This window comes from Williamsia sp. Y844 (assembly GCF_056786475.1).
The window spans coordinates 914,945-941,712 of sequence record NZ_JBXCJB010000001.1 but is presented as its reverse complement, the minus strand read 5'-3'; the positions used below and the strand labels follow the sequence as shown (position 1 = coordinate 941,712).

At 64.3% G+C, this 26,768-nt stretch carries 8 protein-coding genes; all 8 read left to right on the top strand.

Going from position 1 to position 26,768, the window contains the following annotated elements:
• Positions 1 to 10: 10 nt before the first annotated feature.
• Complete coding sequence (locus AC1TQG_RS04160; protein ID WP_482135665.1) at positions 11 to 1,069, top strand: polysaccharide pyruvyl transferase family protein; 1,059 nt, start codon at positions 11 to 13, stop codon at positions 1,067 to 1,069.
• Between the two features lie 91 nt (positions 1,070 to 1,160).
• The gene (gene gmd, locus AC1TQG_RS04155) at positions 1,161 to 2,210 is read left to right on the top strand and encodes a GDP-mannose 4,6-dehydratase (RefSeq protein ID WP_482137255.1); all 1,050 of its coding nucleotides are present in this window, start codon (positions 1,161 to 1,163) and stop codon (positions 2,208 to 2,210) included.
• Positions 2,200 to 3,168: a GDP-L-fucose synthase family protein gene (locus tag AC1TQG_RS04150; RefSeq protein ID WP_482135664.1), complete on the top strand. Its 969-nt coding sequence runs from the start codon at positions 2,200 to 2,202 to the stop codon at positions 3,166 to 3,168. Before gmd ends, AC1TQG_RS04150 begins: the two co-directional genes overlap by 11 nt.
• Positions 3,169 to 3,410: 242 nt before the next feature.
• On the top strand, positions 3,411 to 4,904 hold the full coding sequence (locus AC1TQG_RS04145) for a tyrosine-protein kinase domain-containing protein (protein WP_482135663.1): 1,494 nt from the start codon (positions 3,411 to 3,413) through the stop codon (positions 4,902 to 4,904).
• Positions 4,905 to 4,942: 38 nt separating this feature from the next.
• Positions 4,943 to 22,783, top strand: a complete 17,841-nt coding sequence (locus tag AC1TQG_RS04140; RefSeq protein WP_482137254.1) for an amino acid adenylation domain-containing protein — start codon at positions 4,943 to 4,945, stop codon at positions 22,781 to 22,783.
• Complete coding sequence (locus tag AC1TQG_RS04135; RefSeq protein ID WP_482135662.1) at positions 22,780 to 24,567, top strand: DUF4012 domain-containing protein; 1,788 nt, start codon at positions 22,780 to 22,782, stop codon at positions 24,565 to 24,567. The genes AC1TQG_RS04140 and AC1TQG_RS04135 overlap by 4 nt, the downstream gene beginning before the upstream one ends.
• Positions 24,560 to 25,495: an ATP-binding cassette domain-containing protein gene (locus AC1TQG_RS04130; protein WP_482135661.1), complete on the top strand. Its 936-nt coding sequence runs from the start codon at positions 24,560 to 24,562 to the stop codon at positions 25,493 to 25,495. The genes AC1TQG_RS04135 and AC1TQG_RS04130 overlap by 8 nt, the downstream gene beginning before the upstream one ends.
• Before the next feature lie 32 nt (positions 25,496 to 25,527).
• The gene (locus AC1TQG_RS04125) at positions 25,528 to 26,406 is read left to right on the top strand and encodes an ABC transporter permease (protein WP_482135660.1); all 879 of its coding nucleotides are present in this window, start codon (positions 25,528 to 25,530) and stop codon (positions 26,404 to 26,406) included.
• Positions 26,407 to 26,768 lie beyond the last annotated feature (362 nt).

Here is a 26,768-nt window from a genome sequence, read left to right as displayed (position 1 = left end):
ACGATTCTTTATGAGTATATCCGCGGCCGAAGGCAACATTGGAGATGTTGTTATCCGGCGGGCAGTAATTCAACAATTACGTGAGTTTGGTCTGCGTCCGATGGTATTCAGCGGAACAATGAGTCGCGACTTCGTTGACTCGTTTGAATTCGGGCCCGCAGAGACGGTGACACCGTCACCGATTACGTTTGTGCGCTCATTGCTGCTGGATATCGTATTGATCCGCCGGCCGGTCGTGGTGATGGCCCCGGGGCCGTTTCGTGTCGGCGGTTCACCGAGCACGGTTGTGAAACATATATTCCTGTTGGGTTTACTCGGCGCGGTACGGATGTTCGGGGGAGTGGTGCTAACTCTCGGACGCTCCGTTGACGTCGGCAGGAGTTACGCGCTGCCCGTAGAGCGGGCGCTTGCGGTGGTGTCGAATATATACGTGGCCCGCGATTCTCGAACCAGAGATATAATCGGCCGCCGTTGTCTGCTCTTCCCCGATTATGCGTTCAGGGACCGCGGAAACCGCATCCCGGGACGTGTTTCCAACGATTTTGCGCGTCGTAAACTGTTGGTAATATCGCTACGGCATGATCGACTGCAGCGTTCCGACGTCGAGATATTCGAGGGACTCCAAGAGTTGGCGACGGGTGCTGGGTACGAAGTGGTGTTCGCGGCGCAAGTAAGGGAGGATTCTGCCGAGAATCGGCGACTCGCATCATCTCTCGGACTGTCCAGTGTCGACTGGCCGTCCGACTCCCCACACCGCGCGCAGGAGTGTGCGTTGGTCGAGCTCTATTCTCAGGCGGCAGCTGTGGTGAGTGACCGCTTGCACGTACTGATCCTGGCGGCATGTTCAGGCGCCATACCCGTTGTGTTTGATCGCGACGGAGTGACAAAGATACCGGACGCGCTGGATCATGTACTTACACCTCAACATGTCGGGCTTCATTCCGCGGTTGCAGATCTTGACATAAATGCAGAAGAGTCTAAGAGAATCGATCAACAATTCTTAGATGCTTTCTCGCGCATGTCGTCCTTGGACCTGGAGTTGGAGCGACTGTTAAGGGTGTTGAGGTGAGATCTCCTATAACAGAACTTGTCGGATCCTGGTGTTATCAACGGGACCGGCTTTCCACAATTTCGCAGACAATAGGGAATGGTGTCGTACTATGACAAATGGCAAAGTTGCGCTGATTACGGGGATCACCGGTCAGGACGGGTCGTATCTGGCAGAACTCTTGCTTGCCAAGGGTTATGTGGTACACGGGCTGATCAGACGCTCATCATCGTTCAACACGGCGCGGATCGATCACCTCTATGTGGATCCGCATGATTCGTCTGCGCGTCTGTTTTTGCACTACGGAGATCTGAGTGATGGTGCTCGCCTCGTCACTCTCCTCGCCCAGATCGAACCCGACGAGGTATACAACCTGGGTGCGCAATCGCACGTTCGAGTGAGTTTCGATGAGCCTGAGCACACCGGAGATACAACTGGCATTGGATCGATCCGCCTACTGGAAGCGGTCAGGCTGGCGGGTCTGCAGTGCAAGTTCTATCAAGCTTCTAGTTCCGAGATGTTTGGCGCTTCGCCGCCGCCGCAGAATGAGGACACACTCTTCTACCCGCGTTCCCCCTACGGCGCGGCGAAGGTGTACGCGTACTGGGTGACGCGTAACTACCGCGAGGCGTACGGGATTTTTGCGGTCAACGGCATTCTTTTTAACCACGAATCCCCAAGACGCGGAGAGACTTTCGTCACTCGAAAGGTGACCCGTGCGGTGGCCCGGATCAAGGCCGGCATGGAGGAGTTCGTGTACATGGGCAACCTGGATGCGGTCCGCGATTGGGGGTACGCGCCCGAGTATGTCGAGGGTATGTGGCGGATGCTTCAAGTCGACGAACCCGATGACTACGTGTTGGCGACCGGGGGAAACTACACGGTTCGAGACTTCCTGCAGACAGCATTCGACCACGCCGGTCTCGACTGGGAGAAGCATGTTCGGTTCGACGACCGCTACCTGCGGCCCACCGAAGTCGATGCCCTGATTGGCGATGCAGGCAAGGCCGAAGCGAAGCTTGGTTGGAAAGCCACCGTGCACACTCCGGAGTTGGCCCGAATAATGGTTGATGCCGACATTCGGGCCCTTGAATGCGAGGGCAAGTCCTGGATCGACACGCCGTCGGTACCATCCTGGAAAGGCATTGACAGTGAGCGGTGAATTCACACCAGCGGTTCTGGATCGGTCGGCGAAGGTATATATTGCCGGGCACCGAGGGTTGGTCGGTTCCGCTCTCTGGCGCCAGTTCAGCGCCAACGGCTTCGAGAATCTTGTCGGACGAAGCAGTGGGGAGCTCGATCTCAAGGATCGGGCGGACGTGTTCGACTTCTTCGCGCAGGAGCGACCGGAAGTTGTGATTCTCGCGGCAGCGAAAGTAGGCGGGATCCACGCGAACAGCACCTATCCCGTCGACTTCCTTTCAGAAAACCTTCAGATTCAGGTCAACGTGCTCGATGCTGCGCTCAAGCATGGTGTTGGCCGGCTCCTGTTCCTCGGGTCGACCTGTATCTACCCGAAGTACGCGCCGCAGCCGATCAAGGAGGAGGCGCTCCTGACTGGGCTCCTCGAGCCAACTAACGATGCGTATGCGATAGCAAAAATCGCCGGCATATTGCAGGTGCAAGCCGTGCGCAGGCAGTATGGGCTGCCGTGGATTTCGGCCATGCCGACAAACCTTTACGGTCCTGGCGACAATTTCTCGCCGATGGGGTCGCACGTTCTACCCGCCATGATTCGCCGCTATGACGAAGCGTCCCAGCAGCAGGCAACTTCCGTAACCAACTGGGGTACAGGCACGCCCAGACGTGAGTTCCTTCACGTCGACGACATGGCATCGGCATGTCTACACCTACTGGAGCACTACGATGGACCGACGCAAGTGAATGTCGGTACCGGCGAGGACCAGACAATTAAAGAGATCGCTGCGACAGTGGCTGATGTGGTGGGCTTCACCGGCGAAACCCGCTGGGATACAAGTAAGCCAGACGGTACGCCACGGAAGCTCATCGACATCAGCACGTTGCTCAATAGTGGCTGGAAGCCGAGCATCTCGTTGCATGAAGGTTTGGCGAACACGGTTGCGTGGTATCGGTCCAACCTAGACGCCTTGCGTACGTAGGGGTGGGCAGCGCAATGACTCGAACGGCAGCGGCTGACCGTCTAGTGCATAATTCAGGAAATCGGGACGGGCTTCTCGTATCAGTCGTTGAAAAAGCACGCGGCCGGCAGTGAAGTGTCCGAAGGCGGTGGTCTCTGGTGGTCGAGAGCCTCATTCGATCTTTGAACCATTCGTGAAAGTGCGCTCCGTCGTAGTGCTTGGCACAAGCACAGGAGAAGGCGTGGAATTAGGAGATCTTTTCGATGAATGAAACACCGCAAGGCCTGCAGGCGCTCGGAAAGGACACGCTGCGTTCTTCCGTGGGTGTTGTCAAACGCGGGTGGATCTTGCTCTTGGCGCTGATACTTGTATGCGGCGCTGTTGGTCTCATTTACAGCCTGTTGCAGGAGCCTGTCTACAAATCGACCGCAACCTTGTACGTGACATCGGGCAATGACGCGAACGCGCAGAGCGCCTACCAAGGTTCGATGGCCTCGCAGCAACGAGTGACGTCGTACTTGAAACTGGCTGATTCGGACGGTGTGGTTGGTCCGGCGATTGGACCGGGCGGTGTGCCACTGTCGTTGTCAGACGCAAGGGCTGCCCTGACTGCCTCCACGACACCGGACACTGTGCTCATGAGCATCTCGGCGGAGAGCACGAACAAGCAGACCGCTGCGGATCTGGCCAACGCCGTTGCGGAGTCGATGACGACCTATGTTCAGCGGCTTGAAACTCCTGCGGGTGGGACTGCGCCGCTTGCGAAGTTGACGGTGGTGACGCCGGCGACTGTCAGCGATTCACCGGTCTCTCCGATGACGACGCGCAATGTGGTGTTGGCTATGGTATTCGGGTTGATCGCTGGGCTTGCGACGTTGTTCATTCGAGATCGCTACAACAACAAGGTCCGGAATGAGGAAGAGATCGCCGGGATCACAAATGCCCCGGTTCTCGCAGCTGTTCCGTCGGACGAACTCCTCAAGAGACAGGGGCTCATCGACTTCAGCTCTGGCGCGACCCTCGCTGCGGAAGCCTACCGAAAACTGCGTACCAATCTCTCGTTTACCAGCGTTGATAACCCATCGCGACGGATTATTGTCACCAGTGCGTTGGCCGCCGAGGGTAAGACGACGACTGCAATGAATTTGGCTGCCGCGCTGGCGGAAACCGGAAAGCGCGTTGTTCTGGTCGACGCTGACCTGCGCCGGCCTCAGGTGTATCACCGAACCGGTGGTATGGGTGATGTTGGTCTGACGAACTACCTCAAGGGCGACGGATCGATGGCAGATCTACTGCAACCCAGTGAGGTCATTGGGCTTCAGATTCTGGCTTCGGGTCCACAACCACCCAATCCCGCCGAATTGCTCGGTTCCAAGAAGGCCGGTGAAGGTATTGAGACCCTGTCGGCAATGTTCGACTACGTGATCATCGACTCGCCCCCGCTGTTGCCGGTAACGGATGCGGCAGTCTTGGCGCAGTGGGCAGATGGCGTGTTGCTCGTCGCGAGAGCAAATCAGTCGCGTCAGCCTGATGTCGTCGCCGCAGTCGAACAGCTGGAGGCCGTTCAAGCCACGCTTGTCGGTGTCGTTCTCACGGACGTCCCGACTCGCGGTGGCGCATACAAGTACGGGTATTACTACACGTCATCTGACGTTGTGAAGAAGCCGGGATTCCTTGGTCGCTTCGGTAAGAAGCACCACACGCATCAGGACATCGAAGTTGCTCTCGAGCCGGTGTCGCCCGGAAAACATAGGTGACAACGCGCCTCAACTCAGGTGAGGAGTGGGTCGTGGGCATGGTGGTTCGTCAACCGTTGACCCGTGCACAGCAAGCGCTGTGGGCGGTTCAACAGGCGATGCCACTGTGCCCGATCAACATTGCCGAATACATCGAACTGACCGGGTTCGTCGATGTCGGTCTTCTCCGTACGGTGACCCAAGAGGTCGGCCGGCAGACCGGGGTCGCTTTCACCCGGTTCGAGCAAACCGACAACGGTGTCGAGCAGGTCATCGACCGCGACCTGAGTGACGACATCACCGTGAAAGACCTTCGCGGTGAACCGAACCCGATGGCGGCCGCACAGCAGTGGATGCTGGCTGACTACACCCGGCCGGTCGATCTGTTCACTGATCGCCTGATGGCATCGGCGATTCTTCAAGTCGCCGATGACACGTGGTTGTTCTACCAACGTGGACACCACCTGGTCTTCGATGGGTCCAGCGCCTTTTCGATGTTGGAGATAGTCGCCGGCACCTACGGTCGGCGCTTTGCCGACGGCATGGGTGAACCTGTTCCTTCGAGGGATCTGGCTGGACTGGCCCAGACAGACCTCGACTACGAATCTTCACCGCGGTACCAGAAGGACCGCGAGTACTGGCGTCAACAGGTGGCCCAGCTCGCGCCTCCGGTCACGCTGTCGCACCGCGTCGGCCCACCGGAAGCCGGGCCGCTGCGTGTCTCCGGGATTGTTCCCCGTGAAACGGTGACCGCGTTGAAGCGCGCCGAGACATCGCTCCGGACAACGTTGCCGGTGATTGTTGCCGCAGCCGCCGCTGGATATCTTGCGCGCATAACCGGGCGGGACGAGATTGCGCTGAGCTTGCCGGTGGCCGCACGCACCACCGCGTTGCTTCGTAAAAGTTTCAGCACGGTCTCCAACGTTGTGCCACTGCCGACCGGGATCGGCGCCGGTACCACCGTCGCGGCCGCGGTCGGTTCGGCGCAGGGCGCGATGATGGGTGCCCTGCGGCACCAGCGCTTCCGGTTCGAAGACATGCTCGACCTGATGCCGGGCGACAACCCGCCACTGGCCGGTCGAGAGTTCGCCGGACCACTGCTGAACCTGATGCTGACAGTGGACGCGCTGCAGTTCGGTGACGCCACCGGATCGCTGCACCTCCTGTCGACGAGCGCGGTCGACGACCTCGCGATCAACCTGTACCGCACCGGAAACCCGAGCGAGCCAGACGAGTTCAGGTTTGACCTCGAAGCGAACCCGAACCGGTACAGCGATGAAGAGATTCGCGGCCACCACATCCGACTCCTGAACTTCGTGGCGACAGTCGCCGACGCGGCACTGCGCGAGTCGACTCAAACTTTTGACGATCTTGCGCTGATGGCGCCGGACGAACTCGGCCGCGTGCCGATCACGGCGCAGCCGGTCCCGGCCCCCGCAACACTTCGCGAACTTCTCGACACCGCCGCCGGCCGCTACGCTGCCCGGCCCGCCGTCCATTCTGGATCGGCCCACTGGAGCTACGCGGAACTGTCGTCGCGATCACGGCAGTTGGCCAACCAACTCAAGGCGCGGGGCGTAGTGCCGGGCACCACCGTCGCCATCGCCACGGGACGCGGACTCGATCAACTGCTCGCATTCTGGGCCGTGGCCCAGACCGGTGCGACGATCCTGCAGATCGACCCTGCGCACCCGCGCGAACGAATCAAAACCCTACTTGCGCAGTCTGATCCGATCATGGTCCTCACCACCAGTGGAGGTGTTGAGCCGGAACCCGGCGAGCACTGGTGGGATCTGTCCGGCATTGACCTCACCGGTACCCCGGATTCACCGGTCGACCTGGAGCGTCCGTTGTCTGTCGACGACGTCGCCTACCTTGTCTACACCTCCGGCTCCACCGGAACCCCCAAAGGCGTGCAGGTCACCCACCGCGGCCTGGCCGCCCTGATGGAGCAGCAGCGTCTCCTTGGCGTCGATGAGTGGGCGCAGGTCTCGGGACTGGCATCTCCGGCCTTTGACGCCTCGGTCTTCGAGATCTTGCTCGCGGCGTCCGGCGGCGGCGCACTATGCCCGGCACCGACAGATGTTGTTGCAGGCAGGGAACTGGCGGACTTCCTTGTAGCCGGCTCGATCACCCACACGGTGATCACTCCCAGCGTGTTGGGCACGCTCGACCCCGAACAGCTGCCTACCAAGGTGTGTAGCACGCTGATGTTGGCCGGTGAGGCCTGCCCGCCCCACGTCGTGCGCCGATGGGGGAGTGGCCGCGATGTGTTCAATCTCTATGGCCCAGCCGAATCGACGATCATGGCCACGGCAACGGCACCTCTCTCAGCCGGCGATCAACGACCCGCGATCGGAACTCCGATCGCCGGGATGACGTGCTTTGTCCTCGATCATCGGCTGCGTCCGGTGCCGGGCGGTGTGGTTGGCGACCTCTATTTGGCGGGACCCGCACTGGCCCAAGGCTACGCAGACCAGTCATCGCTCACAGCAACGGCATTCGTGGCGAACCCGTGGACCGGCGGACGGATGTATCGCACCGGCGACCGCGTTCGCTGGGACGAGACCTTCTCGCAGCTTCACTACGTCGGGCGGAGCGACGACCAGGTCCAGGTTCGCGGAGTGCGCGTGGAACCGGGCGAGATCTCCATGGCCGCCCTGACCCATCCCGATGTCAGACAGGCCGCCGCAGTGGTGGTCGACACCGACCGTGGGACCCAGCTGGCGCTCTACATCGTCAGCACCTCAGATGATCGGCGCCTGCCCAAACGCGTTCGCAACCACATTGCCTCGCGGCTACCGACGTCGATGTGGCCTGCGCACATCGTGGTCCTGGACGCACTTCCCGTCACCACCACCGGCAAGCTGGATCGGGCTGCCCTTCCAGATCCCGATCTCGCGCAGGTCCGCCCGCATCGCGCGGCCGAAACGCTGACCGAAAAGTCTCTTGCACAGGCGATTGCCGAGGTGCTGGACGTTCGGGATCCGTCGATGCACGACGACGTTCTCGCGCTCGGTGGCTCGTCCCTCGATGCCACTCGCATTGCGGCACGGATCAGGGAGCTCACTGGTCGGTCTCTTGGCCTCCGGGACGTTCTCCAAGCCGCAGACCTTGCCGAATTGGCCGAGATCATCGACCGCACCGCCGTAGAAACGCGTCAGCTCAACGGAGTGATCGCCAGGGAAGAGCGCCCACCTGCCACCGCAGGTCAGGTGTCGCTCATTCTCGCCGACCGATTGCAACCCGGATCCACCGCCAATCATCTTGGCGCCGATATTGATCTGCGGGGACCACTGGACCGTAGCGCCTTCAGCGCCGCCGTCGCCGATGTGGTCGATCGACACGAAGCGTTGCGCACCATCATCCGGATGGAGACCGACGGGACCGCCTGGCAGGACGTGGTCGATCCCCGAGATGCCCTCGTTCCGATCCGTTTCGACTCGAATGATGGCTCTGCAGACCACTCGGATGATCTGATCGATCCGACTGTCCGCCCACCTCTGATCGTGCAGCTGACGACACTGGCGCCGGAGATGCACCGGTTGTCGGTTCGTACCCACCATGCCGCGGTGGACGGTTGGTCGCTGGGTGTCCTGACGGCTGATCTCGCAACCGCCTACCGTGCCCGTCTCGAGGGATCGGCACCGGTATGGGCGCCGACGACCCAGTACATCGATGCGGCCCGGGGCAGTGGCGTCGGTCCGGAAGTGGTTGCCGCGCAGCTCGAGCTGTGGAAGCAGCACCTGGCGGATCTGGCCCCCCGCCCGGGACTGCCCGCAGACTTGCCTGCCGCCGACATCCGAGATATCGCTCCGGCCGCCGTGGTGCGGCGCACCCTTGGTACATCGATGTCCTCTCTCCTCGCCGCGGCTGCCACTGAACGGGGTGTCAGTACGTTCGCGTGGCTGCACGCCTGCCTCGCCGTGACCATTGCGCGCTACACCGGTGCCGACGACTTCCTGATCGTGGTCCCGCAGGCCGGGCGCTCGGGGTCACACCTCGACAACGCCGTGGGGATGTACGTCAATCCGGTGGCAGTCCGGTCACGCATCGCCTTCGCAGGAACGTTCGAGGACGTCCTCGCCCAGTCGGCCGATGCGATCGGTTTCGCACTGAATTCTGCGGACGTCCCGCTCGGTGCGGTTGCGTCGACGGTGGAACCACGGCGCGACATCACCACAACGCCATTGTCCGACATCCTGCTGACCTACCAGAATCATCCACTCGGGCAATGGAATATCGATGGTCTCGAGATCGAGGTTCATCCTCGCGAGGCGGCGCACGCCCGGGTGGCGTTGCAGTGGATCGTCGACGAGACCACCGATGGACTGCGCATTGAGCTGACGTATCGCAGCGACCGGTTCAGCGCACCCATGGCCGCAGCTCTCTGCCATGCGTATACGACCGCCATCGCCCAGTCGCTGGCGGAGCCGAATGCGGCTCCTGCGCAGCTTGTTCCAGGAGCATCAACACCCATACCTGCGGTGACCTCGCCAACCGGAACGCTGGTGCACCGGATCCTGGGCGTGGCCGAGAAGACCCCTGACGCGCAGGCGCTGGTCTTCGGCGACGAGACGTACACGTATCGCGGGCTTGTCGATGCGGCACGGACCCTGGCGGCCGATCTGGTGCACGCCGGTGTCAGCCGGGGTGACCTCGTGGCCGTAGCTCTGCCGCGGGATGCCAGGGCACTTGTTGCTCAGTTCGCGGTGATGTGGGCGGGTGCGGCATACGTGCCGGTCGATCCCGACTACCCGGAGCAGCGCATACTCGCCATCCTGGAGGATGCGCAGCCCCGCGCAGTGTTGGTGAGTTCGACTACGCGTCACCGTATTCCGGAAGAGTTGCGGATCATCGATGTCGACGATCGGGACCATCTCGGCGACGAGTCGCCTGAACTCGACGGCCTCACCGCCGACGACGGCGCCTACGTCATTTTCACGTCGGGTTCCACGGGTCGACCCAAAGGCGTTGCCGTCACGCATGGCAATGCCCTCGCGCTTTTGGACGCGTGCGAGCAGAGCTACCGCTTCACGGCCAAAGACGTGTTCAGCTGCACCCACTCCACGGCATTCGACGTCTCCGTCTTCGAGATCTTCGCCGCTTGGACCTCGGGTGCACAGGTCGTATTGATCGACCATCTGGCAGTCCGCGACCCGCAGTCGCTGTGGCCGTTGCTCCGTCGCCACGGTGTCACGATCCTGTCGCAGACGCCGTCGGCGTTCTATCCACTTGCGGCAGTGGGTGTCCGTGACGGTGACGCTGGACGGTTGCGGGCCGTGATCTTTGCCGGCGAGGCATTGCGACCGGGACGATTGGCAGACTGGCACAACATCTTTGGCGACCGCGTGCTGTTGTCGAACATGTACGGGATCACCGAGACCACCGTGCATCTGACCGCCGGTGCGGTGACCCCGACCGATCCACGCTCGCTGATCGGCGAACCACTCGCGGGCTCTGCGCTGCTGGTGCTGGATCGCGGTCTGCGACCCGTGCCGGCCGGTGTGTGGGGCGAGCTGTACGCGTGCGGGCCCCAGGTCACCCGCGGATATGTGGGTAGGCCGGATCTGACCGCGCAGCGATTCGTTGCTTGCCCCGCCGGCCTCGGTGGTGGCCGAATGTACCGAAGTGGCGACGTGGTCCGGCGGACCCTCGAAGGACGTCTCGAATACCGCGGACGCTCCGACCGGCAGGTCCAGGTCCGTGGACATCGGGTGGAGCCCGGCGATATCGCCGCGGGGCTGCAAGCGATTTCGGAAGTGGCCGAGGCCGAGGTGGTCATCCGCAACACCGAGTCGGCGGGCGGCGGAGACATCATCGGCTATGTCCGGCTCCACGACGAACCGCCGGCCGACCAGCATCCCGGCGAAGCGCATCTGCGGATGATGGCCCAGCGGTTGCTGCCTGCGTACCTCGTGCCCGCCCGCATCGTGGTGGTTCCGCGATGGCCGTTGAACGCCTCTGGCAAGCGCGACATCTCGGCGCTTCCGGAGCCGACAATCAGTCGTGCCGCGGTCGTTGCTGGTGCCGGTGACATCGACTCGCCGGTCCGCGCCGTGGTGGCCGAAGTGCTGGCCGTCGACGCCGACACGATCGATCCGACCGTCGGCTTGTTCGAGCTCGGTGCAAACTCGTTGTCCGCTATGCACATCGCTCTACTGCTGTCCGAGCGCACCGGGCGCGATGTCAGTGTTCGCACGGTGGCAGGCGCGGCAAGCATCGTTGACCTGCAGGCCGCGGTGGACGAGGCTCCTCTGCACACCGGCGGCCCTGCCCTCGGTGGCAACACAGCGCCGCCGCCACCGACACCTCAGCAACGGGCGCTGTGGGTGCTCAGCCGGATCGACGCGAGCAGTGCCGTCTACCACCTACCGGCGGTGATCGAACTCCCGGCAGATGCAACTCCGCGCTCAGCGGTCGACGCATTGATGGATGTGGTCGCTCGGCACGAGGTGCTGCGCACGGTTCTGAACGATCACGGCGGGCTCCCGCAGCCGCAGCTGTTGCCGCTCGACCAGATCCGAAATCGTTTGACCGGCATGCTGACGCCGCGTCCGCTGCCCGATTCTCATGCAGAGTCGAACCTCCGGTCGGAGGCGCGCAGGCCGTTCGACCTGACCACCGAGCTCCCGTGGCGTGGCGATCTGTTCGAGCCGGCGAACCCCGATTCCGGGCTTCGGTTGCTGCTCGTCGCGCATCACGTCGCGGTCGACGGCTGGTCGATGACGGTGCTCGCGCAAGACTTCGGTCAGGCGTTGGAGGCGCGGATCGCAGGTACCGCACCACGCTGGTCGGCGCCGGCCGCGCAGTACCGCGACCACGCGTGGCACACGATGCAATCGATGGGGACGCAGGAACATTCGACCGCGCGCCGTGACCGGATGCTCGATCACTGGTCAGCGGTGCTCGACGGCGCCCCTATCCATCTACCCTTGCCATTCCAGGCGTATCAGGGTCAGGTTCCGCGGGGACCCGAGCCCGCAGACTATCTCGACGTTGTCGTGTCGATCCAGACGCGAATGGCATTGCAGCACTTGGCTGTCAGCGAAGGCGCGAGTGTCTTCCATGTGCTGCACGCGGCGTTGGCGGCCACGATCGGCCAGTTCACCGGTACCGACGACATCATCATCGGGACACCGACGGCCGGCCGGACCACCGAGATGCTGTCGGCGGTCGGCATGTTCGTCCAGACCGTGCTGCTGCGCACCGATGCGCGGCCCGCGGCTTCTCTGCGTGCTGCCATCAATGCCAGCCATCAGGTGGTCGCCGACGCGGTGGACCACGCCGACGTCGCCTTCGAAGAGGTCAAAGAAAGACTGGCACCGCCACAGTCTCTCGGTTCGGACGCCTACCTCGATGTCCTGGTCGCGTATCAGCTCGCGCTGGGGACCCCGGCCGAGCGGGACTTGCCGATCACCCCGATCAGAGTCGGTCAGGCTCGCGTCCCGCTCGAGTTCACGATCACCGACCACGGTGACGGTGCGTCCATGGAGGTCACGCTCAGCTACGGCCTGTGGCACGTTGCTCCGGCCATGGCGCAGCGGTTGGCAGGCGCCTTCATCCGGACGATCGAGGCGATGGCAGCCGCGGCCGATCCGGCCGCTGTGACCATGCACCAACTGACCGCACCGGGAACTGCCGAACTGGCCGATGCCCAGATACCGCCTGAGGCGGCGGCGGTCACCGACTTCGTAGATATCGCTGAAAGCATCGTGCTGCAAGCGGATGTGGCACCGGATGCGATCGCGATCGTCGACGCCCATGGCAGCACCACCTATGCCGCACTCGTCGAGCAGGCGTGCGCTATCGCAGGCGAGCTCGGCTCCCGGGGTGTGGGTCGCGGAGACCTCGTCGCGGTGATGGCGGACCGCAGCCGCGACACCATCGTGGCGATGGTCGGGGTTCTGCTGGTCGGTGCCGGCTACGTGCCTGTCGATCCCAACTACCCGGCAGAGCGGATCTCGACAATCCTGAGCGATTCGGATCCGGTGGCCGTGATCGGGCAGGCCCGGCACGCATCGATCACATCCGAGCTCAGGGACATCATCGACATCGCGGCAGTCGCGCCCTCCGAGGACGCGATGCGCGAACTCCAGGATCGGGATTCGGCACCGCTGCCACAGGATCCGGCGTACGTCATCTACACCTCCGGGTCCACGGGTAAACCCAAGGGCGTCATGGTGACCCGATCCAACATGACGAACCTGCTGCAGTCGGCGCTGTCTGCGATCGATGCGGCCCGTGGCGATGTGTGGACCTGGTTCCATTCGGCCGCGTTCGACTTCTCGGTATGGGAGATCTTCGGCCCACTGACATCAGGCGGACAGGTTGTGGTGGTCGACCACGACACCGCCCGGGAGCCTTCGGGTCTGGTCGACCTGCTGCGTCGCCATGGCGTGACGATCCTGAACCAGACACCGACGGCGTTCTCGCGCCTGCTGCAGCTGCCGGATGCGCCCCTGCCCGAGTCCGTCCGACTGGTGCTCTTCGGCGGCGAAGCGCTCGATCCGAAGGCGCTGGCGGACTGGCACTCCGGACATCCGGATGTGCGTTTGGTGAACATGTACGGAATCACCGAGACGACGGTGCACGCGTCGGTGACCGACGTCGATGTCACGGATGCGCGCAGCCTGATCGGGTCCGCGCTGCCCGGCCTGGGACTGATGGTCCTCGACCGGTACCTGCGGCCACAACCGGTGGGTGCCACCGGAGAGCTGTACGTCACCGGTCCGCAGGTCACCGCGGGTTACGCAAACATGCCGGGGCTCAGTGCAACCCGTTTCATCGCGGCGCCATGGGGGCCTGCCGGAACTCGGATGTACCGGACCGGCGATCTCGCGCGCTGGGTCGATGAGACCAACCTCGAATACCTCGGCCGCAGCGACGCGCAGCTCAAGATTCGTGGTCACCGCTTCGAGCCCGGCGAGATCACCGCGGTCCTGCGGTCCCAGCCGGGTGTCTCCGACGCAAAGGTGGTCCTACACAACCGCGATCGGACCGGCGACGAGGTGTTGATCGGCTACGTCGTGGTCGATTCCGAGGATGTGTCCCAGGCCGGGCTCCGCACCGCTTGCGCCGCGGTCTTGCCTGCCCACCTCGTTCCGGCACGGGTGCAGATCGTCGAAGATTGGCCGACAACGTCCACCGGCAAGCTGGACGTCGCTCGCCTGCCCGCGCTCACCACGATCGAGGTCCGATTGCCTCTGCGCGGCGCCGAGGTCGGTGTCGCGGCTGCTGTCGCGCAGGTGCTCGACATCCCGGTAGCCGTCATCGGGCCGGACTCCAATTTCTTTGAATTGGGCGGCAATTCGCTGTCGGCGGCGAGGCTCTCGGCAGCGATCAGTGCCCTCACCGGTTCTGACCTCCCGGTCCGCGCGATCTTCGAACGTCCGACGATCGCCCTTCTGGCAACGGCTGTCGACGATGCCGGTGCTCACGCGTCCGTGCTCCCGATGGTGCACCCCGTGGCCCGGCCGAGACCAGAACGGCTACCGCTGACACCTCAGCAGCAGGCCCTCTGGTTGGACTGGCAGGTCGCCCCGGATCGCACCGACTACAACCTCGGTGGATTGATCTCGGTCGAGGATGTTCCCGCCGACCGGGTCGAGGCCCTGGTGCGGACGATGATCTGCAGGCACGAGGCCCTGCGCACCAGTTTCCCGGTGGATCAGGACGGTCCCTGGCAACAGCTCTGGGAGTCCGGTTCCATCGAGCTGGACCTGGCCACGCAAGTGGTCGCCGATCCGATCGCAGCGTTGTCCGAGCTTGACCGGCCATTCGATCTCACTGCGGAACTGCCATGGCGGGTGGCGTTGTTCGAGTCGCCGATGTACGGGATGCAACTCGCCGCGGTTGTTCATCACATCGCGGTCGATGGTGAGTCGATCCGGATAATGCAGCACGAGGCAGCGCGACTTGGTGCCGGAATCCCGCTGGTGTCACAGAAGCTCGGATACAGCGACTACGCGATCTGGTCCGGTGAGGTGCTCGCGCACAATGGTGAGATCTTGCGCCGTTATTGGGAAGGTGTGTTCGCCGAACCGGTGGCCAGGCCTCAATTGCCGGGTCTGCGGCCGGCGTCGGGCGACCCCGGACCCAGCTCGACTGCCGAGATCACCGTTGATCAGGCGAGATACTGGCAACTGCGAGAACAGGCGCAGGCACACCATAGTTCACCGTTCATGGTCATCCATGCTGCGTTGGCGGTCCTGCTCGCCAGACTCGGCGACGAACCGGATGTGGTCATCGGTACCGTCGCCGCCGGCCGGGATGTCCCCGACTTCGTCCACACGGTCGGCATGCTTGCGCGGACGGTCCTGTTGCGCACGGCCATCGATATCGAGAAGCCCTTCTCGGCGATCTTGCGTCAGGTCACCCGCACCGATCTCGACAGTTTTGCGCACGCCGCGTACCCCGCAGGCGCGGTTGCCGCGCTCGCAGATCCGGACCACGGCCGTGGCTCCGGTCCGATCGTCGATGTGTTCCTGGCCGATTTGGGTGAGGCACCCGAGGAGGTGCTGCGCAGCGGAACCGAAGAGCCACAAGCACGTTTCGGCCTGGATCTGATGATCGTCGAGGTTGACGGAACCCTGCAGATCCGGCTTGCGTACGCGACCTCGCGCATGGATGCCGCCGACGCCGAACTGTTCATGGGCCGCTTCGCGGACCTTCTGTTTGCGGTACTCGACGACCCGGACTCCGCACCGGCCCGTCACCTGGTCGGAACCGTAGAAGAGTTCGAGCGACCACCTGCGTACGTGCGCGGAGCCACCCTGCCGGAACTGTTGCAGCGCAAGGTGTCCTCTGATCCGATGGCCATCGCATGTGAGGACGGTGACTGGCTGCTGAGCTACCGGGATCTGGACTCGGCCAGCACCACCGCGGCCAGGGCACTGATCGCACGTGGCATGGGGCCCGGTGATGTGGTGGCGATCTGCGCGGCGCGGTCGATGTGGTCGGTGATCGCCACATGGGCGGTCGCCAAGACCGGCGCAGCCTTCGTCACCCTGGGTGTCGGTGACCCAGAGGCCCGTCAGACTGCCATGGCTACCGCGTCCGGGGTAACACTCGGCGTGCACGGACCGCAGCAGCGACCCTCGCCCGGCATTGACTGGATCGACCTGGTGGAGATCGTTGCGACACCGGCTGGTTCGGCCGGACCGCTGCCCTTCGATGCCGGTGAGCGGGTGCGTCCGATCATGCCCGCGGACGTGGCCTACATCATCTTCACCTCGGGATCCACCGGAGAACCGAAGGGCGTCAGCGTCACTCACGCCGGACTTGCGGCCTTGGTCGACGCCGTGGTCGAACACACCGGACTGACGCCGTCGAGTCGGGTGTTGCACAACTACGCCACCAGTTTCGACGCGCATCTCATCGAACTCATCCCCGCCTTCGCCGTCGGGGCAACTGTTGTTGTTTGTCCGCCCGAGGTCATCGGTGGCAGCGAACTCGGTGACCTGCTCGAACGTAAGTCGATCAGCACCTTCTTCTCGACACCGGCGGTGATGGCAACCATCGATCCGGAGCACATCACTGCAGTGAGAGTTGTTGCGACCGGCGGCGAATCGCTGTCTGCGGCAGTTGCGCAGCGCTGGGCCCCCGGGCGCCGGATCGTCAACTTCTACGGCCCCACCGAGGCGACGATCGCGGTGACCGTCAACCCGTCCGTCGTTGCGGACGCGGTGATCCCGATCGGCCGATCGATGGCCGCGGCCACCGCTTACGTTCTCGACAATAGATTGCGGCCGGTTCCGCGCGGTGTTGTCGGCGAACTGTATCTGGCCGGCGGCGCCCTGGCCCGCGGCTACGTGGGGTCGGGTGCGATCACCGCAGGCCGGTTCGTCGCGAATCCGTTCGGAGTCCTCGGTTCGCGGATGTACCGAACCGGTGACCTGGTGCACCGCAATGTTTCCGGCGAGATCGTGGTGCACGGACGTAGCGATGAGCAGATCAAGATCCGCGGTATTCGGCTGGAGCCGACCGAGATCGATGCGGCCCTCATGTCGCTGCCCGGGGTCGAACGCGCCACAACCGGGATCTCGTCGGTTGGCGCACAGCCGGTGCTGGCGTCGTGGCTGATCGCCGACCCCGACCACCCCTGTGACGTCCAGGACGTGCGCGAGGGATTGCGGGAGATCCTGCCTGCCACCCACATACCCACCTACATCACTGTTGTCGATCATTTCCCGATGACACCGAGCGGCAAACTCGACCGGCGGGCCCTTCCGGCTCCGGCTCCTGCGGATCACGCTGTGACGCCGCCGCAGACACCGACCGAGATCCTCGTCGCGGCCGTGTGGGCCGAGGTCCTGGAGCTATCGGTGACCACGATCGGACGGCAGAGCGAGTTCTTTGCAGCCGGGGGCACCTCGCTCTCGGCCAGTCGGGTGGCAGGAAGACTGCGGCAACAGACCCGCCGCGACGTGAGCGTTCGGCAGGTGCTCGATTCACGAACCCTCGCCGACCTTGCCGGGGCCATCGACCTGTTACCGGCTGTGCTGCCGGACGACGAGGCGCCGCGGCATCTGCCGGTACCCGCCGATCTGGGCCTGGCCTATCCGCAGCAGCGGCTTTGGGTACTCAACCGGATCGACCCGACCTCGACGGCATACCTGATTCCGTTGGTGCTGCGACTCGAGGGTGATCTGGACACCGCGCGCTTGGCCGACGCGGTCACCGCGGTCCAGCGCAAGCATGGCAGCCTGCGCACCACCTATCCGCAAACTCCGCTTGGGCCAAGGCAGCTCATCGGGGATCCGGCGCACGTGGTGGCTCCACCGGTGCGCCAGGTGCTCGCAGCCGATGTTCCGCAGCAGATCATCGACCTGGTCACCGCACCGTTCGACCTCACCAGCGAACCGGGTTTCCGCGGCGAGATACTGGTCAGCGGCGAGCGCGAGACCTGGCTGGTCATCACCCTGCACCACGTCGCCGCCGATGGGTGGTCGATGCCGCTGCTGGTCTCCGACCTCATCGATTCGTACGTGGGAAATGCCGGTGCCACTGTGGAATTGACGTATGCCGACTTCGCCCAGTGGCAGAGTGCTCGGCTGGGTGAGCCGTCCGATCCCGCCAGCCGGTATGCGACGCAGATCGCGTTCTGGCAACGGGAACTCTCGGGCATCACCGGACCGGTTCGTCTGCCCGGCCGGATATCTGACAATGCGGCGTGGGGCACAGGGGGAGCGGTCCACGCGTCGATCGATGCGGCGACGCTCGGGAACCTCACCGGCGTTGGGCAGTCGGAATCGGCCACCCTGTTCCACGTTGCGCACACTGCTCTGACCGCGCTGCTCGCACAGCACACCGGCGATCGTGACCTGGTTGTCGGAGTCCCTGTGCTCGGGCGCGACGACCCGGCTTGGGAGTCGGTGGTGGGGATGTTCGTCAACACCCTGCCGCTGCGCACGACCATTGACCTCGAAGCGCCCGTCCGGGAGGCGCTGCGTCGAGTGCGGAACACTGACCTGACGGCCCATGCCCACGCCGATGTGCCCTATGACGCGGTGGCTCGCGCTGTGTCCGCCGGAGCGGATGTCGCTGGTACAGATCCGCTGATCTCCGTTCTCCTGGTGCATCAGGAGGCCCTCGGCGGCCTGCCGGCCGGCGGACTGTCGTTGCCCGGTGTGGATGTTGAAATCATGTCGGACACAGCAGGTCTCGTTGCGCCCAAGTATGACATCGAGGTGGTGCTCGCGTCCGATTCCGATGGGGGACTCGACATCACCCTGGTGCACGGTCCGGCGATACCCGAAGACCTGGCCGCCGAACTCATCTCCCAGTATCGGGAGTTGTTGTGCGCGATCAGCATCGCGCCGGATCAACCGTTCCCGATGCTGCACACTGCCGTGAACCGCACCGGGGCCGGTAGTGGTGGAGTCGTCGAAGGGGAGGTCATCGCGGCTGCGCCGAGTGCGGCTGTGCCCGTCGACGCGAACCCGGAGCTCGAACGGATTGTCACCACAGCGATGGCGACGGTTCTCGACGTCCCCGTCGAGGCCATCGGACGGGACAGCAGCTTTTTCGACCTCGGTGGTAGCTCTCTGTCGGCCACGCAGGTGGTCGCCATCATCGGTGAGGTGACGGCCACCGCGGTACCGGTGCGGCATGTGTTCGCTGCGCCGTCTCCCGCCGCCTTGGCCGCACTCCTGGCGGGCGCGGAAGATGCCGACGCCGAACAACTCCCACCACTGACGGGTCCGGGTGCACCGCCGAACGTGGGTGTGGTTCCGCTCTCGCCGGCGCAGAACCGGCTGTGGCTGGTGCAACAGATACTGCCCGAGCGTCCGCTCTATGCGGTGCCGGTGGTGGTCGGCGTACCGCCGGGTGCAGATGCCCATGGCGCCTGGCGGGCAGTGGCGCAGAGGCACACACCTCTTCGCACGCTCTACCCCGAGGTGGACGGCGTACCGGTGCAGGTGACGCTGGAGGAGACCCCGGAGGTTGCCGAACTCGGTGACCGTGAGGTGACCGACGTTGTCGGCACCCTGCTCGCAACGCCGTTCGACCTGACATCGTCGGTACCGGTGCGGGTGGCTCTGGTCGAGCAATCCGGATATCGATTCCTGGTGATCGTGGCCCATCACATTGCGATGGACGGCCAATCGGCCGCGGTTCTGAGTCGTGACCTCGACGCGGTGATGGCGGGAGAAACGTTGTCGCCGTTGCCGGTCGACTACGGGCAGGTCGCGCGATGGCAGAACTTGGTCGCCAGCACGCGCCGTGAGGCGATGCTGAAGTTCTGGGAGCAGACGTTGACCGGTTACCCGGGAACCCTGGAAATGCCCGACTGCGCACCCCGTGATCCACAGCGGTCCCTGGCCACCGCGACGGTCTCTGTCCCGGTCGAAGAAGACATCGCCGACGAGGTCTCCCGGACCGCCCGCCGACTCGGGGTCAGCGAGTTCCACGTCTATCACGCGGCACTGGCTCTCACGCTCTCGATCGCCTGCGGCACCGACGATGTCGCGGTCGGCACCCCGGTGTCGCTGCGACGGCATCCAGAGACCGCAGACATGATCGGTATGTTCGTCTCGACGGTGGCACTGCGGACAACGCTGCACACCGGGATGACCACCGCGGACCTGATCAACCTCGTCCGTGACACCGACCTGGCCGCACTGGATCACGCCCTGCTCCCGTTCGACGAGGTGGTCGCGCAACAGGATCCGATCCGGGAGATGGGTCGGCACCCGATCGTCCAGGTGACACTGGCGGTGAACGACGAACCCGGCGGGCAGGTCCCCGACGAACTCAGCCCCACGTCCGAGTTCGACCTCCAGGTGACGGTCGGCCGCGATGCCGCGATGTTCACCCACGCCAGCGCCCTGTACGACAAACGGGCCATCGAGACCCTCGCGTTGCGCTGGAAAGTCGCTCTGCAACTCGTGGTCTCCGACGACAACCCGTCACTTGAGACCGCCGATTTGCGGACCGAGGAAGAATGCGCCGGCCGCCTGCACCGCAGCACCAGTGGGCCCGCACTGACCCTGGGCCAGATGCTGCAGGCGTCGGTGCTGCGTCACCCGAACAAGGTGGCCGTGGACGACGGGACCAGAACTCAGACCTACGCCGAACTCGACCGGTGGTCGTCGTCACTGGCAGCCGAATTGGCCGCGGCCGGGGTGCGCGCGGGTGATCCGGTGGCAATGATGTTGCCGCGCAGCCTCGAATCGGTGGTGGCCTTCTGGGCGATCGCCCGCCTCGGCGCCGTCTACGTCCCCGTCGATCCGCGGTATCCGGCCGAACGTATCGCGCGGATGCTGACGGCGAGCGGCACCCAGGTGACCATCGCATCCCACACTGCACCGCAGTACACCCGCGCCATGATCGCGGTACCCGACCCGCGGACCCCCGCCCAGTCGGCGGTGGACTGGGTGCCGGTGACCCCGGGCCATCCGGCCTATCTGCTGTTCACCTCGGGGACCACCGGTGTGCCGAACGGTGTGGTGGTATCTCACCGTGGACTGCGGAGTCTGGTGGAGCCCACGGTGTTCACGGCGAATCCGCAGGAGCGGATCGCGCACATGGCCAGCCCCAGCTTCGATGCATCGATCATGGAAATGGTGTGGGCGTTCGGGTACGGCGTGACGCTCGTGGTGGTCCGTGCCGACGATGCCGGCGGCCGCAGTCTCACCCAGCAACTCCGGTGGCTCACCGTCGACCAGGCCATCATCACCCCCTCGGTCCTGGCCACCCTCGACGAGACCGCGTTGCCGCGGCTCCACACGATCTACGTCGGTGGGGAGGCCTGCCCGCCGGAACTGGTCTCCCGGTGGAGCGATGGCCACACCATGATCAACGGGTACGGTCCCACGGAGACAACGGTTATCGGAACCTCCCATGGACCCATGCAGGCGGATACCTCCACCATCATCGGTCGGGGCCTACCCGACATGAGGACCCATGTGCTCGACGCGCACCTGCGTCCGACACCGGATGGCGCGCTCGGAGAGCTGTACTTCACCGGTCCGGGGCTGGCCGTCGGCTACCACGGGGACACACCGCTGACGGCTTCGCGCTTCGTCGCCGCCGCGGACGGCCAACGGATGTACCGCACCGGAGATCTGGTGCGCCGGTTGCAAAGTGGTGACCTCGAATACCACGGCCGGGCCGATCGTCAGGTCAAGATCCGCGGCCAGCGGATCGAGCTGGCCGAGGTCGACGCGGCTCTGGTGGCGGCCGGCGCCCGGACCGCGCTGACCGTGCTGCGCCCCGGACCCGCCGGCCCGGTTCTGGTTTCCTACGTGACCGTGCACGAGGGAGTCGAGGCAACGCCCGAGCACTTCCTGGATTCGCTCGTGGCGATGTTGCCGCATCACCTCGTCCCAGCGGCGATCGTGCCGATGGTCGAACTCCCGCGCACGCCCGTGGGCAAACTCGACACCGCTGCACTGCCGGAACCGGTCTGGTCCGTGGCCGGGGGCGCACCGCGCACCGACACCGAGGCAGCTGTGGTCGAGGTGTTCCGGGAGGTCCTCGGCAACCCGGAGTTGGGGATCTACGACGATTTCTTTGCCGTTGGCGGTAACTCGCTGCTGTTGGCCGCAGCGGCCGCGGCGCTCACCACCCGTCTCGCCCGACCGGTACCGGCTGCGGTGCTGTTCGCGCAATCGACGCCGGCGGCGCTGGCCGCCGCCCTCGACGACTATGTGAACATGACGGCCGGACTCGATGCGGTCGTGGAACTCTCGCCGGGTGGCGTGGGTACACCACTGTGGTGCATCCATCCGGTCAGCGGACTGGTGGGTGACTACCGGCCCCTGGGGCAGACACTGTCGGTCCCGGTCCGGGGTCTGCAGATGCCGGGCCTGGACGATCCCACGGCACCACACCTGCTCTCGATCGAGGCAATGGCAGCGCACCACGCCAAAACCATCCGCCGCTCGCAGGCCGCGGGCCCGTACCGACTGCTCGGTTGGTCGCTCGGGGCGGTCCTGGTCCACGAGGTGACCCGGCAACTGACGGCCGACGGTGAGACCGTCGAGTTGCTGGTGCTCCTCGACCCCCGGCTGGATCCCGGCACCGAGCGGGGTGCCGATATCGATGAGTCGCTCGAACGGTCGCTGCGTGCCATCGACCCCGAGCGGTTCGAGCAGTACCGGATACGCTGTGCCGAGTCGGTCGCCGCGGCGATCGCGTACCAGCCGAGGCCGGTCACGGCGGAGACGACCGTGTTTGTTGCCGCACAGGACAATCCGAACCCGGCGGAATGGCAGTCGCTGGTCGCCGGACCGATGACCCTCGAAGAGGTACCGGTGGTACACCACGCAATGGGTGCCCCCGATGCGATGGCAATGATTGCGGAACTTGTGAACCGCCATCTGCCGACGGATCGAGAAACAGACTCCGGCGAGACATCGCCGCACGACGAAGTGAGCAGGAGAACCAGGTGACCGACGTAGTACCGGAAGACCCCACCGCCGAGCCGAAGTCGCGTCGACTTCGATGGTGGATCGGTGGCGGGCTCACGGTCCTGGTGCTCCTGGTACTGGCCGGGCTGTACCTCGGTTACCTGGCCTTGAAGGCCAAGGACTCCATCGACTCGGCGCGTGGACACGTCACGACTGCACAGCGTGCCTTTCTTGCCGGTGATACGGACAAGGCGGCGACATCTGCAGAAGCGGCCGTGAATGCCGCCGGCGCAGCCAAAGGCGATGCGCACAATGTGGTTTGGTCGGCGGCAGCGGCGATCCCCTGGCTGGGGCAACCGCTGAAGTCGGTACAGGAGATGACCGAGTCGGTGGATGCGCTTGCCACCGATGTGTTGGCACCGACCATGCAGCTCGCCGATGTCATCAGCCCGGACAATCTCCGGACGCAGGACAGTGCAATCAACACCGCCGCCCTGGCGCAGGCGCAGCCAGAGTTGGCGCGTATCGCCGATCGTGCCGAGGCGGTTCTGGCGGATGTGGAAGGCACCGACGGCACCTGGTTGGGCACCGTGTCCGATGCGCGGACGCAGTTGCTCGATCAGCTCACGGAGTCGGCCAGGTTCATCCGCGGAACCGACACCGCTGCCAGGCTGCTGCCACCGATGCTGGGTGCCAATGGCGAACGCAACTACTTCTTCGGATTCCAGACCCCGGCCGAATCCCGTGCAACAGGTGGTCTGCTCGGTGGTTACGGCGTGGTCAGTGCGCGCGATGGTCGTGTCGATGTCGATGACCTCGGTGCAAACTCGGAGATCGGCACACCGGACAAGCCCACCGACCTCGGCGAGGAGTACGACTACAACTACGGCATCAACCGCCCGTACTTCGACGTCCGGAACAGCAACATCAGTGCCCACTTCCCGTATGCGGCCCAGATCTGGATGTCCATGTGGGAGCAGCAGTCCGGGACGCAGCTCGATGGTGCGGTCGCGATCGACCCGGTGGCGCTGAGCTACCTGCTCGATGCGACCGGTCCGATCACCCTGGCCGACGGGCAGGAGGTGAGCGGCGACAACGTCGTCGAGCTCACCCTGTCGACGTCGTATGTGCGGTTCGCCGATGACAACGCAGCCCGCAAGGCCTACCTGCAGGAGATCGCTCAGATGGCGGTTTCCAAGGTCTCGGCGTTGCGTGGCAACACATCGAAAGTGCTGGAGGCCCTTGGCCGTTCAGTCCACGAGCAGCGGATCATGGTCTACAGCGCCGATGCGGGTGAACAGCAACTGCTGACCGAGGCCGGGCTGGCACACGAGGTCGCCGAAACCGCGGCGCCCTACGCGAATGTTCTGGTGGGCAACCTGTCCGGCAACAAGATCGACTATTACCTCGAGCGGGAGATCAGCTACCGGGCCGGGAGTTGTGACAGTGACCAGCGCACCTCGACCGTCGAGGTGAAGCTGACCAACGCAGTGACCGATATGAGCCTGCCGCCGTACGTGATCGGTAGCCTCGGCAATCCGCAGCTGAAACTACCAAACGGTACGAACTACTCGGCCGTCACGCTCTACGGCACCACCGGGGCCACCATCGACGGAGTCACGGTTGATGGTCAGGCAATGTTGTACTCCACCGGGACCGAGCTCGGCCATCCGATTGCGACCGCACAGGTGAAGATTCCGGCAGGCAAGACGGTGACCGTCTCCTACGAGGTGACCGAACCGACGTCCGCCGGTCCGGCCGTCGTGCCCGTGCAGCCGCTCGTCAAGGATGCGGAGGTGCGTGTTGACGTCCCTACCTGTGAGTGAAAACGCGATCGAGGTCTCTGATCTGCGGATGCACTATCGCGGTGTAGACGCCCTCAAGGGAATCGACCTTGTGGTACCCGCGGGCACCGTGATGGGTTTGCTCGGCCCCAATGGCGCGGGCAAGACCACCACAGTCCGGATCATCGGAACCCTGCTCAAGCCGACCAGTGGGTCGGTACGCATCAACGGCGTCGACGGACTGGCCCATGCTCATCGGGCGCGCAGCCTCATGGGCCTGTCCGGGCAGAACGCCGCGGTCGACGACAATCTGACCGGACAGGAGAACCTGGTGATGATCGGCCGGCTGTCCGGCCTCGGCCGGCGTAGAGCGGTGGTGCGGGCGCGAGAGCTGTTGGAGCAGTTCAACATCGCCAAAGCCGGTGCCCGCCGGGTGAGAACCTACTCCGGTGGTATGCGTCGGCGGATCGACCTCGCCGGTGCCATCATCATCCGCCCGCCGGTGTTGTTACTCGATGAACCCACGGCCAGTCTGGACCCCATCAGTCGGACCGAATTGTGGTCGGAGGTAAGGGATTTGGTCGGCGCGGGTACCAGCGTCCTGCTGACCACGCAGTATCTGGAAGAGGCTGATCAGCTGGCCGATGCGGTGACCGTCATCGTCGGGGGAGAAGTGGTGGCCCGCGGCACCCCCGCAGAACTGAAGGCGACACTGCGGACCGCGCAGGTTCGCCTGCACCTGTCGACCACGGACAACGCAGCGGCCGCCCGTGAGATCGTCTCGCGGCTGGACGGCGCATCCGGCGTCGGCGTCGAGGGAACCGCTCTGACGTTCTCGGCGGCCGACGCGGGGCCCCAGATGGCCCGCGCGATCTCGATGCTGACCACCGCGGGCATCGACGTCGACGACGCCGTGACCTCCGAACCAACATTGGACGATGTGTTCGTATCTCTGGCAGGTCGCTCGTGACCGACCTGCAGCCCGCGACTGAAACGAAGCCCGTGACTGAAACGAAGCCCCTGTCCGAATCCCAGCCTTTCTCGCACTCCCGGCCTTTCTCACAGTCGTTGGTCGGCCCGCGACCGCACAACGTGGGGACCTTCCTGATCGACTGTGAGGTCGTCGCGGTCCGGAACATCCGGACCATCCTGCGGAACTGGCAGATGATCCTCGGCGTCGTGCTGCAGCCGTTGATGTTTGTGCTGTTGTTCTCCTACGTGCTCGGTGAGGCGCTCGGCGGCGACCGCTACCGGGAGTTCCTGATCGGCGGGATCATGACGCAGACGGTCGCCTTCAACGCCGGGTTCACGGCGTTGGGATTGGCGACAGACCTGAAGGACGGCATGATCGACCGCTTCCGGGCGCTGCCGATGTCACGCCTGGCCGTTGTCGTCGGACGGACCATCTCCGACATTTCGGTCAACATCGTCGGGCTGGTGGTGATGTCGGTGGCAGGTTTCGTGATCGGCTGGCGGATCGACACCAGTCTGTGGGAGGCCCTCGCCGGGTATGCCATCGCACTGTTCTTCGGCTTTGCACTGTCCTGGGTCGGCGCGGTCGTGGGCTTGGTGGCCGGATCCGCGGAGGCCGCGCAGAGTTTGTTGCTGACGATCCTGTTCCCGTTGACGTTCGTCTCGTCGGCCTTCGTTCCCGCGTCCACGCTGCCTGCACCGTTGCGTGAGATCGCCAACTGGAACCCGGTCACCTCGGTGGCGCAGAGCCTGCGTGAATGCTTCGGTAATCCGGTGACGGTGAACCCGCTGTTACCGAACCCCGTGACGTGGGCGTCGGAGAACCCGCAGGCTTACTCGCTGATCTCCATCTGCGTGCTTCTTCTGATCGCGGTACCACTTGCGTCCATGGCGCTGAAGCGGCTCTGATCGCCCCAACTGGAGTCGCGCACGCGCCGAACGTGGCCCAAGCCTGCCTGAATCACCCGAATAGAGGGTTTTCTCAGGTTCGCTTGGCAGAATAGTCGCCATGATCGTGTTCTGGGTCACTGTAGCGGTGATCGCCTGGCTTGTCGTGTCGATTGTGGTAGCAATCGCTATTGGTCGCGCAGTTCGCCTGCGCGACCTTGCCGAAGATGCCGGTGGCCGCACCGGTGACGGCGAATCACAGCCCAGAGCATCCTGATCATCCAAAGAGCGCGCGAAATATCGCCCCAATCCACCATGCATACCGCAATTGCTGCGCGAACATCGGAGAATTGTGTGATCGTAAGGATCATACTTACGGGGTT